This is a genomic window from Sphingobacterium sp. UT-1RO-CII-1 (assembly GCF_026711005.1).
In the GTDB taxonomy this organism is placed as follows: Bacteria; Bacteroidota; Bacteroidia; order Sphingobacteriales; family Sphingobacteriaceae; genus Sphingobacterium.
Map to the genome: position 1 here is coordinate 820,810 of NZ_JAPPVJ010000001.1, position 12,503 is coordinate 833,312.

Sequence of the window (12,503 nt, forward strand, 5' to 3'; positions counted from 1 at the left end):
TTTATTGATTTAAATTCCAAGGTTAATACCAAAAGAAATAAACTTATTAGCTGTAGTGTTATGGTTTAATGCCTGGGCATTTAGTCCAGAATCAGGATCTGCCCCCCGAGGTGCATTGGGGAAAAAAGTAAACGGATTTTGAGCGCTGAAATAAACCCGAGCGGCTCTCATTTTAATTCTGGACAATAAGTCCGGACTAAAATTGTAACCAACGGTAATATTTCTTACACGAACAAAAGTATGATCGTATAAAAAACGTGTTGATGAACTATTTGCATAACTTTCTTCTGTCTTTAAAAGCGGTTTCTCCCCATCTCCTCTGTTGTCAGTATCCATCCAACTCTTTAAAAGGTCTACTGAAGCATTATTTCCCTTTCCACTTATACCGCCCATTAAAGACTGGTAATTACCGTCGTAGAAATCCCCTCCTATACCAAAAGATGCCAAAATGGAAAAATCAAAGTTTTTATACTTTAAAGATGAACTTACACCACCTGTATAATCCTGCAACCTATTACCAAGAAAATAAAGTTTAGCATCACTATAATCTTTTGTAGTTACTCTATTACCATCCTCGTCATCCTTATACCACATCGGACTTCCATCCGTTACGTCCATCCCCGCATAGTCTTTTATATAATAGCTGTACCAACTTTTACCAAGAACTTGATTCGTACCTAAAGCAACTTCAGTAATTTTATTATTCAGCTTCGTAATATTAAAACTTGTCGTCCAAGTCAAGTTTGGTCGACGAATATTAACCGTAGTGACATCAAACTCAATACCGTAATTTTTCACACCACCGATATTATCTGCTATAAAACCTATTCCTGAAGATGGAGGCATAGGACGATCAAATAAAAGATTATTAGACCGCCTGTCAAAATACGTTAATGAACCGGTTATGCGATCGTTTAAAAAGCCATAGTCAATCCCAACATCTATTTGACTTGTTTTTTCCCATGATAGTAGGTCATTCGCAAGTGTATTAATAATAACACCGCTTTCTCCTCCTATATTAGAACCTGCAGAATAGGTGCCTAAATATGGGAAGCTACCTGATAATGCCTGATTTCCGGAAGTACCATAACTAATTTTTGGCTTCAACATGGACAAATAAGTCACGTCTCCTAAAAAGTCTTCTTTATCTAAATTCCACGACGCACCTACTGCATAGAATGTCCCCCAGCGGTGATCTTTATGGAAACGAGACGAACCGTCTCTACGTAGAGATCCTGTAAAGTGATATTTCTCACCAAAATCATAGCTCAAGCGTGCAAAATAGCTTTCTAAGCGGTTTTCATTTGTATTACCTCTAGAAGACTGCGTGGTACCGTAGTCAAGTTCAGTTGGAAAACTAAATGTGTAGCCAGTCCGTTCACCAGACAAGAATTGAGACTTTGTTTTATAAGACTCCATCCCTGCAACAACATTCAAATGATGAATATCAGCAAATGTATTGTCATAAGTGAAGGTATTTGTAAAAGTCTGTGTCAATAAATTGGTTATACCACGATATGAGTACCCGTTGCTTGTTGTTCCGTCCCCATAAAAGGGGTTCCAAAACTGGTCTGCATGTGCGGAATTATACGTCATATTATATAACGTTCTAAACTGTAAAGTTCTATGTAACTTAAGATTTGCAAATACAAGTCCGCCTGCTGTGGTTTTTGCATTTGTAATCGGGTTTAGGGTACTTGTTGCTGCAACGTTCTGTCCTTCACCAAAAGTTCTTCTAAACCTTGTATCCCGCAGTTCACCAGTTACGGCAGTATTATTTCCAAAATCATATATCAAATTGCCGTTAACGTCTTTTATAAATTCACCTGTCGAAAAATCAACCAAATGAACTGGATAAATAGGAGCTATACCACGCGCAAAATACATTGCGTCAGAGGCATACGCAGTCCCTTGTGATGGAAAGTTTTGATCAGATCGGGTAAAATTCGAATTCACACCAACTTCAAACCAGTCTGTGATATGCGAATTAAGGTTAACCCTACCCGTATAACGGACAAAATTAGATTCCTTAATAATGCCTTCGTCCTTCAAATAGCCGCCGCCAATAAAATAATTTGTTTTACCTTCACTATCAGAGCCCGAAATACTTACATTAATGTCCTGCCTGATACCATTTCGCACCATCTCATCCATCCAACTTTCTTTCCATCGCAACTTTGCTTCAGGAAGAATATTCCCGTTATCATCAAAGGGTTGTGCAATATCGAAAGGATTGTATACTAAACTTGACATAGTTTTTTGAGTCGCATACTCTTCTACACTATTAACCTGATGAGATTGTAACAACATATTATTAGCTATCGCATCGTTACGAAAAGCCAGCCAGGTCAACTCATAATATTGACGTTCATCTACAGTTTTGTATTCCTTTACCGCCCGTGACGAAACGCCCGTAAGCATATTAAAATCTACGCGTGGCTTTCCTTTTCCCTTTCGGCTCACAATATTAATAATACCGTTTGCAGCTCTAGATCCATAAATAGAAGTAGAAGAAGCATCTTTTAAAACCGTCATAGATTCAATATCTGCTGGATTGATGCTGTTCAAACTCCCATCATAGGGAGCTCCGTCCAAAAGTATTAACGGGTCGCTGCTCGCATTATAAGACCCTATTCCACGTATTCTGATCGTCGAATTCTCGCCAGGCTGTCCTGTGTTTCCGATTGCTAAAACACCACTGGCATTCCCTTGCAGCACATCGGAAACGCTTGTGGCCTGCAGATCTTTTATCTTATCCCGGTCGATTACCGCCGCCGAACCTATAAAAGCTTTTTTATTGGTATTTCCATACCCCGTAACAATAACCTCATCAAGCTGCTCGTCGGCCTTTTCCAAAGCCAAAGTAAGCTTCGATATTCCGTCCCATTTTACAAATTGGTAGGTATACCCTACAAATGAAGTCTCAATCTGATCGCCTAAATTTGCAGCAATACTAAAATATCCGTTACTATCTGTTTGAGTAGACAAGTTTTGCGAACTATTTTTAATTGTTACACCACTGATAGGCGCATCATTTGTCTTATCTGTAATCTGTCCGGTAAGAGTTTTCGACTGTCCGAAAACTTGACTTCCAGCCCACAAGGATAAAACTACGCATGTTAGTAGTCTTTTATTCATAATGACTTATGTTAGTTAATTTAAATTTTACTTTTTAAAATATATTTCACGTAAGTTTTAGACGTCATAAGCGTCCACCGTTGATAAATAATTTAGGTAGGTTTATCTTACCCCTAATAATTTCAACAAAAAGTCTAAATACTTTTGGCAATTCACAAAAACGTTAACGAAAAAACGCAGTTATTATCGAACTAAAATATAGTTTATAATAATGCTACCACACAAAGAGCAATATTTGCTAAACATTAAACAAAATCAGTTTAACAAACAACCTTATCTCGTTATGCGCGCTATACAAAAGAACAAAAAAAGTTTAATTTGCGGCATAATATGTTTGTTTTTTACTTAAGTACTCTAATATATTTGAATTGCCGTAAAATAAATAAGTCTTCTGTCTTAAATATGACTGTTTGGTATACCATCTAGCAGGATAAAATACCCCAACAGGAATAAAAACATAGAAAAATGGAAAAATTCAGTGAAAGAAGTATATAGTTAAATTTAGATACTATATAAACACTTAAAAAAACGAACCGAACCGAAATTATGCACTTATGAAATAAGTACAATGTTTTCATGAGCTTAATTTATATAAAACACATAAGAATAATCACACATATATGAAGTCAATAATAAATATAATAGGACTAATCATCTTGCTCTTTAGTAATGGATTTGCACAAGAGAAACAATTTCAAGTCGACACCTTACAATATCAGGGAACAGATAAAAATGTTATTAACTTAGTGATTTTAGGTGATGGCTATACTAAAGATGAGCTCGAATACTTCACAGAGGACACTAAAAGATTTACTCATTATTTTTTTAAAACAGAACCTTTTGCGCAGTATGCTAATCTTTTTAATGTATTCGCTATAAAAACAATATCTGAAGAATCTGGTGCTATACATAACTCTACAGGGGATGATTGTCCGGAAACAGAGTATGAGCAGACAGCTCTTTCTCCTCGTTTTAATGAATTTCCGAAACCTATTATTGTACCAAAAACAAATCCAAACACTATTTTTGGTAGTAGTTTTGACCATTATGGTATACACAGACTTGTTGTACCTCAACACCAAGAAAAAATTAGAGAAGTATTAAAAAGTCACACCCCCAATTACTCTCAAGTAGTTGTCCTAGTCAACTCGCCTTACTATGGAGGATCAGGAGGTGAATTTGCAACAGCAACCGTCAATATTGCCAGTAATGATATTGCTATACACGAAATTGGGCACTCCTTCACTAACCTTGCCGATGAATATTGGGCTGGAAACATGTATGCGGTAGAAGGTCCCAACAGAACGCAAGAAGCTGATCCCGAAAAAGTTTCATGGAAGCATTGGGTTGGCACAAACGGTATAGGCGTATATGCCTACGGTGGCAAGGGGTCGAAAGCAAATTGGTTCAGACCACATGAGTTTTGTAAAATGCAATATCTAGTAGCACCTTTCTGTAGTGTATGCCAAGAAGCAATTGTAGAAACTATTCATAGCAAAACAAACCCCATATTAAACAGCCTGCCTAACACGGACACCCTAACCCTAAATAAATTAAATGATAAATTTGTTTTAAAGCTTGCGAAACCAACACCAAACAGTTACAAAATAGAATGGTTTTTAAACGATGAACTTATAGCCCAAAATCTAGACTCTGTTTATATAAATAAAGGGAGCTATATGGAGGGGATCAATTCATTAAAAGCAGTTGTACGGGACACAACCGACCTAATAAGAAATCCGGAATATTTAAAGCGCTTGTATGAAAATAACTGGACGATTAATTCACCCAATGAACAGGAACTAACTGCCCCTATATCTACTTGGGGCGACACACTAGAGACATGTTACAATGGCTATCAAGCTTTGTCAATTAAAAACCCACAAGCAGGTGTTCAATATACATGGTATGATTCGGCCAACTCTGAAAATACCATCGCCACAACGAACAATTGGGTAACGCCAAAATTAAAAGCAGATAAAAAGTATTTTGTCGAAGCCGCTTTTGGAAATAAACACTCAAAACGCACGGCAATCCTAGTAAAAGTATTGCCTGAAATAAAAATGGATTATAAAATTAAAGTTACCAAAACTAAAAATGAGGTTATACTAAAAATCACCGATCCTTTAGATGAACGATATAACTATTTATGGTTTGATGCGAATGATAAACAAATATTCAATAAGGGTGTAGAACAGTCTAATTACTTAAGAACAGATAATACGAATGGAGAACTGATAATAGGTGCGGATATGGAAATCACCAAAGTATATTTACAAAAAGTAAATAAAGAAACAACATGTGTAAGTGAAAAACAAGAAGTAAAGATACACTAAGCTACAATATCTCCCTTTCAAGGAATATCTTTAAATATAAAATAATAAGGGGCCATTGCAAAATTGCCCCTTTCGTTTTTTTTAAATAGGCAAATAGTAGCTTTTACATACTGTTAAATAGTTTATAATAGTACGTATTAAAAAAATATACCCGCTCTAATAATTAAATATAAATATGGTTGAGCTCAAAATTCAATTCAAAAGAAGATCAAATAAAAAAAGCAACTCGTTTGAGTTGCTTTTTCGTAGCCCGTAGGGGAATCGAACCCCTGTTTCAAGAATGAAAATCTTGCGTCCTAACCCCTAGACGAACGGGCCATTTTGTTGTTGGTGATGCAAATATAAGATCATTTTTCATATCCGCAAAACATTTTTAAGAAGTATTCAGTAACCACCTGTAGCTGAAAGAATTATTATTAAACATAATTTTTAAACAGAAAATAATACAATCTTTTTCCTTACTCAAGGTCCTTAGAGCCTCTATTTAATTCAAGAAAGCGGTGCAACCATTGCTGGTTCAGCTTAAGGAATAAAAAAAGGTCTGTGTTAAAAAACACAGACCTTTTTTTATCTTTATAATATTTGAAACTATATATCTTATCTACTATAAAGCTAACGCCTAGATTAAATCGAAACCAATATCTTTCCTAAAATATTTCCGTTCATAAAAAACACGTCCTGCATCGGCAGTAGCCTGCTGCAAAGCATCAAATAAGTTATCTTGCAAGCTCGTTATAGCTAGCACCCGCCCTCCAGCAGTCACAACTTTTCCATCTACCAATTTTGTTCCTGCATGAAATACAATAGAGTCCTCCAAATTTTCTGTATTCTGTATCTCTTTTCCAGTCTCATAATCTCCAGGATAACCACCTGAAACTAATACAACTGTTACAGCTGTTTTAGGATTAACAGAATATGAACGCGTATCTAAATTCCCCTCGGCAACACCTTCCAATAAATCAATTAAATCAGAATCTATGCGGGTTAAAACAGATTCGGTTTCCGGATCACCCATACGAACATTATACTCGATAACAAAAGGGTCGCCATCCACATTCATTAGACCAATAAATATAAACCCTTTATAAGGTATACCATCTTTTTTAAGCCCCTCTACAGTAGGTTTAATAATACGCTCTTCTACTTTCGCTAAAAAAGTGTCATCAGCAAATGGTACTGGTGAAATAGCTCCCATACCTCCTGTATTAAGCCCTGTATCCCCCTCACCGATACGTTTATAGTCTTTTGCAGATGGTAGTACTTTATAGGAAGTACCATCAGTAAGTACAAAAACAGAAAGCTCTATCCCTTTTAAAAACTCTTCAATAACAACAACAGAACTGGCATCACCAAACTTAGCATCTGCGATCATCGCTTTAAGCTCTGTCTTTGCATCATCCAGTGTTTCACATATCAAAACACCTTTACCAGCAGCTAAACCATCTGCTTTCAAAACAATGGGTAATTTCTGAGTTTCGAGATAGGCAATTCCTTCCTCTAAATTTGATTTATCAAAAGATTTATATGCTGCAGTCGGAATATTATGACGCACCATAAACTCCTTAGAAAAATCTTTAGACCCTTCCAATTGAGCTCCCTCCTGCTGTGGACCAATTACAGGAATATGTTTCACCTTATCATCAGCCAAAAAGTAATCATGGATTCCTTTGACTAAAGGCTCTTCAGGACCTACAACAACCATATTGACGTTATTTGCTTTAGCAAAGTCTGCTATTCCCTGAAAGTCCGTAACCTTCAAGTCAACATTTTTACCATATTGTTCAGTTCCGGCGTTGCCAGGAGCAATAAACAATTGATTTAATTTTGAGCTTTGAGCTAATTTATACGCAAATGCAGATTCTCTTCCTCCAGAGCCGATAATTAAGATGTTCATAGCGACAAATATACCTATGTATTTTAAGATTAAACACATAAAAAGAGCTTATTTTTACATAAGTTTACTTTAATTTAGACAACTAACGACACCTTACTTAGATATGAGAATTAAATTAATAATCTTACTCATCAGCTATAGCCTCACAAGCTATTCGCAAGATATTCAGTCCCTAATCACAAAAGCGAATGAATATAGCGAAAACAACCCTATTGAAAAGCTTCACTTACATACTGATAGAAAAAGCTATACAGCAGGTGAAACGATATGGTTTAAAATTTATGAGGTCATTGGCTTGGAAAACTTACTTTCCAACGTAAGTAATATCGCACATGTAGAGCTGATAGATCCTAAAAATGAAGTTGTAAACTATAATATAGTCCCCGTAATAAACGGTTTAGGTTTTTCTGACATCACACTCACAGACACATTAACAGAAGGAACATACCGATTAAGAGCATACACCAATTGGATGCGCAACGACAGTACAGCCTATTTTTTCGAACAAAACGTCCCTATTAGCAATGGAAGAGGAGACTACATCCTTACAGAAAGCAAATTACAAGATGACAACTATACAATCTCCTTACAAGATCTTTCTGGAAAACCTTTACAAAAAGCATCCACAAGCTACCACATAGAAAAAGAGGGTAAGGAAATAAAAAAAGGAAAGTTAAGCACTGATGAAAACGGTAACATAAATATTCCCTTTGCCGAAAAATACCATGACGCAAAACTATACGTTACTATTAAAGAAAAAGATAAAAAAACAATATCTAAGGTTTTTAAACTACCTGGAGAAGCACAGAATAGTATACAATTCTTTCCTGAGGGCGGCAATTTATTAACCAACACCTTTAATAAAATAGCCGTTAAAACATTAAAACCGAATGGACTTGGCATATCTGCAACCGTATATATATTAAAAGGAACTGATACAATTGCCCAAATACAGACAAATAGATTGGGTATGGGGTCTTCTTTATTTTCCGTAGAAAAAAATTTCACATACACCGCATTTACCAAATTCGAAGACGGCAGTATAGTGGAATCACAATTACCTAAAACAATAGATAGTGGGTATAGTATCCAAGTAAACGGAACAAATCCCAATAGGTTATATGCGCAAGTAAATATAAGCGAAGATAAACAAGATGGACAGCCACTATATTTTATACTACACAACATGGGGCGTGTATTTCATGCTACAAAACAAAATGCTACAAAAAACGAACTAATATTCTCCGCAGCAAAAGAACAACTACCAAATGGTGTATTAACTGTCACAATCCTTGATGGAAATCTAACCCCTATTATAGAGCGTCCTTTCTTCATGTTTAATGAAAAAAATAACATGCCTTTAAAAGTTTCAATGTTACACAACAGCATGGGGACACGCACGCAGCAAGAAATAAATATACGATCAGGAAACCCACAAGATAGCTTACAAAACGCAACTTTATCCGCAAGCATTGTTAACCGCTCCAAAACACAAGAACCACAAAAAAATGAATACAACATCTTGACGCAACTATTATTGAGCAATGACTTGCATGGTTTTATAGAAGAACCAACATTCTATTTTGATAAAGAAATAAAACAGTTAGAACTGGATGATCTCATGTTAAGCCAGGGGTGGAGAAAAATAACTTTCGATTCTATTCCTAAAATACATGAACCTACATTTACAGCAGAAAAAGGACTTTCAATTAAAGGCCAAGCTCGAAAACTAGGAAGAAAAGCTGCGTTTCCTAACGCAAAGATGACCTTAATATCGACAAATGATTTCATGAATTATATAGATACGATTGCCAATCAAGAAGGTCAATTTGATTTCGGTCCACTTATTTATCCCGATACAGTGAAGTTTCTCATCACTGCAAAAGACCATAAAGGAAAAAACAATATTGACATCTTATTCACAGACTACGAGAAGCCGCTCATAAAGAAAAACAGAAACAGTAGTGCTGAATTGAACAACATAAACACACAGTTAAAAAAAGAAATAGATGCTGGAAAAGACTATTTTTCACACTTAGAAAGTCAAGGTCTTATGGAAAAAGCGGTGATGATAGAAGAAATAACTGTAAGTCGAAGAGTTATAAAAAAGGCTTCAGAACACTCTTCCAATCTAAACGGTTCGGGCAATGCAGACCAGATAATCAATGCCGAGGATTTGGCAACATGTACTTCCTTAGACGCTTGTTTAAATGGACGACTAATGGGAGTAATGTTCCAAAACGGCAAACCACACAGTACAAGAGGAGGAGGTGAAATGCAAGTTATTCTCGACGGGATGTATATTGAAGGCGATCAACTATCAATGATCTCCCCCATGGATGTAGAGAGTATAGAGGTTTTGAGAAACGTAAATTATACCGCTATATATGGTAGTTATGGTGGAAATGGGGTTATTGTTATTACGACAAAAAGAGGAACAACACGCAACCTCAATTATACGCCCAAAGGCATCCTGACCATACAACCAAGAGGTATCCATATTAATAGAGAGTTTTACAAGCCGGAGTATGAAACCCAACAAAAACACAATTTCGAAAAAGATTTACGAACAACTATACATTGGGAACCTAATATTGTAACAGACAATGAAGGGCGTGCTAGTTTTAGCTTCTACACAGCTGATGAGCCCGGCCAATATAGTGTCGTTATTGAAGGCATAGATCTAGAAGGTAGGATCGGTAGGAAAGTTGTAGAGTTTGAAGTCAAATAATAAAGATTGTATACGATGATTATTTTCTGTAATTTTCGATAGCGACTTAAAACATTGATTATGGCAGAATTTATTAAGACGAAGATAACAGACCATATTGCTTATATAGGTTTAGATAGAGGTCGGTCAAATGCTATGCACCTAGAAATGATACAAGAACTATCAAAAGAGATTAAGACAGCAGAAGCAGACCCTGCAATAGAAGCAATTATACTCCACGGCAAGGAAGGTTTTTTTTCATCAGGTTTAGATTTGATCACGCTCTACGACTATGATGAAAACACTATTCGGACTTTTTGGGAGCAATTTTTTGACCTTACCTATACACTAGCATCGTTTACTAAACCCTCTGTAGCATCTATAACAGGACATAGTCCCGCAGGAGGCTGTGTCTTAGCCATATGCTGCGACTATAGAGTTATGGTAGAGGGTGATTATATAATCGGTCTGAACGAAGTCCCGGTAGGACTTATAGTCCCATCAAGTATATTTGAACTGTACAGCTTCTGGATAGGTAAGGCTCAAGCCTACCGCTTCCTGCTAGCGGGCACTTTGCACAAGCCAACCGAAGCACTAAATATCGGATTAATTGACGAAACAGCTCCATTCGACCGCATCAATACAGTAGCTGCACGTAAAGCCAAATCAGTAATGCAATATGACAAAAACTCTTGGAGTAGCACAAAAGCAAATATTCGTAAAAACTTGCTTGAAACTATTAAATTAAATAAAACAGAATCTGTCAACCAATTGTTAGAACAATGGTGGAAGCCCTCGACAAGAAGTATATTAAAAACAATTATCGAAAACCTCACCCAAAAGAAAGCATAACATGGAAAAAGGAGCTTTAAGACCAGATGCCTTTCGTGGCAAAACAATAGTAGTTACTGGTGGAGGGACCGGGCTGGGAAAAGCGATGTCACATTACTTCTCCACACTGGGGGCTAACTTAATTATTTCCAGCAGGAAAATAGAAGTATTGCAAGCTACAGCAAAAGAACTATCACAGTTAACGGGTAACCCCGTTCTACCTATTGCATGTGACGTTAGAGACCCCGTAGCTATTGAACAATTGATCAAAGAAGGTGAGGCAAGATTCGGGCAAATAGATGTTTTAGTAAATAATGCAGCAGGTAACTTTATATCCCCCACAGAACGTCTATCTGCAAATGCATTCTCTACAATAATTGACATTGTATTAAAAGGAACAGTCAACTGTACCCTAGCTTTCGGCAAAAATTGGATTGCCCGTAAACAGCCCGCAGTTATACTCAACATTGTGACTACTTACGCAACCACCGGCTCTGGCTATGTTGTTCCCTCAGCAGTATCAAAAGCAGGTGTATTAGCGATGACAAGATCTTTAGCAGTAGAATGGGGCAAATATAGTATACGTCAAAATGCAATTGCGCCAGGCCCTTTCCCAACAAAAGGAGCCTGGGAACGGCTTTTACCAGGGGAACTTGCTGAAGAATTTGATTTTAAAAAACGAGTTCCCTTAAAAAGAGTCGGCGAGCACCACGAATTAGCTAATCTAGCTGCATTTTTAATATCAGATTTTGCCGGTTTCATTAATGGAGAAGTCGTTACAATTGATGGCGGCGAATGGCTACAGGGAGCAGGTGAATTTAACAACTTAGATGTATTACCCGCAGAGATGTGGGACAGTATAGAAAACACGATTAGAAAAAGTAATAAATGATAAAACATATACAGTTCAGCCTATTCATATTATTGGCTACTCTAGCATCTTGCACCTCGGGAAATAAGACTAATACAGAAAAGAAAGATTCTGTAAGCATACCTGTAGAAACAACACTAATAGATATAGCCCCTAACAACGTTATTGAAAGCTTTGTACAAGCCTATATAGAAAAAGACAATAAGCGGGTAAACGAATTGATACACCCTGAACTAGGTCTCTATGTGATATATAGGCCCGGCGCAGCGGATACCTATGAAAAAGTAGATAGCTTAAACTTTTCTACTCCGTTTCCACCCCACTTCCCCTATACAACATTTGAAAATACGTATCAACTAGCCTTTGAGAAACTCCCAGAATATGACTGTGGGTATGATCGTTGGGACAAATTAGGATTTTTCTGTGATACAACTCGGCAGGCAGATCAACTAAGTCAGATTGCAAACTTTCAATATGAATTCGAAGAAATCAACCTAACTGAATTAGAGAAAATAGAACAGTTTGAGGAAGAAACATATAGGGTAATTTTAACAAAAAACGAAAACCTCATCTTTCATATCAAAAAATACAAAGGGAACTGGTATGTTGTGGTACTTGATCGAGCATATGGTTGGTGCGATGCTTAATCTCAACAACTACTCCTGCAATCAAATTTAATTATCCTTTTTCATTATTTTTGTGATGATAAAAGGAGTAACTAAA

At 36.6% G+C, this 12,503-nt stretch carries 7 protein-coding genes and 1 tRNA gene; 5 read left to right on the top strand and 3 right to left on the bottom strand.

Features of this window, described 5'->3' with window-relative positions:
- Nucleotides 1-9: 9 nt before the first annotated feature.
- Nucleotides 10-3,138, bottom strand: a complete 3,129-nt coding sequence (locus tag ORI89_RS03300) for a SusC/RagA family TonB-linked outer membrane protein (protein ID WP_268229001.1) — start codon at nucleotides 3,136-3,138, stop codon at nucleotides 10-12.
- A 620-nt stretch (nucleotides 3,139-3,758) separates the two neighbouring features.
- Here ORI89_RS03300 and ORI89_RS03305 point away from each other — a divergent pair.
- Nucleotides 3,759-5,474, top strand: coding sequence for a M64 family metallopeptidase (locus ORI89_RS03305; RefSeq protein ID WP_268229002.1), 1,716 nt, complete (start codon nucleotides 3,759-3,761; stop codon nucleotides 5,472-5,474).
- A gap of 246 nt (nucleotides 5,475-5,720) precedes the next feature.
- Here ORI89_RS03305 and ORI89_RS03310 read toward each other — a convergent pair.
- Together ORI89_RS03310 and purD are read right to left on the bottom strand one after the other, a co-directional pair.
- Nucleotides 5,721-5,792, bottom strand: a tRNA-Glu gene (locus tag ORI89_RS03310).
- Nucleotides 5,793-6,093: 301 nt separating this feature from the next.
- Nucleotides 6,094-7,368, bottom strand: a complete 1,275-nt coding sequence (gene purD / locus ORI89_RS03315) for a phosphoribosylamine--glycine ligase (RefSeq protein ID WP_268229003.1) — start codon at nucleotides 7,366-7,368, stop codon at nucleotides 6,094-6,096.
- Between the two features lie 103 nt (nucleotides 7,369-7,471).
- Here purD and ORI89_RS03320 point away from each other — a divergent pair, with 103 nt between their 5' ends.
- From ORI89_RS03320 to ORI89_RS03335, 4 genes are read left to right on the top strand one after another with little or no spacing between them, the layout of a single operon-like run.
- Nucleotides 7,472-10,099: a TonB-dependent receptor plug domain-containing protein gene (locus ORI89_RS03320; RefSeq protein WP_268229004.1), complete on the top strand. Its 2,628-nt coding sequence runs from the start codon at nucleotides 7,472-7,474 to the stop codon at nucleotides 10,097-10,099.
- A 60-nt stretch (nucleotides 10,100-10,159) separates the two neighbouring features.
- The gene (locus ORI89_RS03325) at nucleotides 10,160-10,930 is read left to right on the top strand and encodes an enoyl-CoA hydratase/isomerase family protein (RefSeq protein WP_268229005.1); all 771 of its coding nucleotides are present in this window, start codon (nucleotides 10,160-10,162) and stop codon (nucleotides 10,928-10,930) included.
- A 1-nt stretch (nucleotide 10,931) separates the two neighbouring features.
- Entirely contained in the window at nucleotides 10,932-11,801 is an 870-nt protein-coding gene (locus ORI89_RS03330) for an SDR family oxidoreductase (protein WP_268229006.1), read from the top strand.
- Nucleotides 11,798-12,427: a hypothetical protein gene (locus tag ORI89_RS03335; protein WP_268229007.1), complete on the top strand. Its 630-nt coding sequence runs from the start codon at nucleotides 11,798-11,800 to the stop codon at nucleotides 12,425-12,427. The genes ORI89_RS03330 and ORI89_RS03335 overlap by 4 nt, the downstream gene beginning before the upstream one ends.
- Nucleotides 12,428-12,503 lie beyond the last annotated feature (76 nt).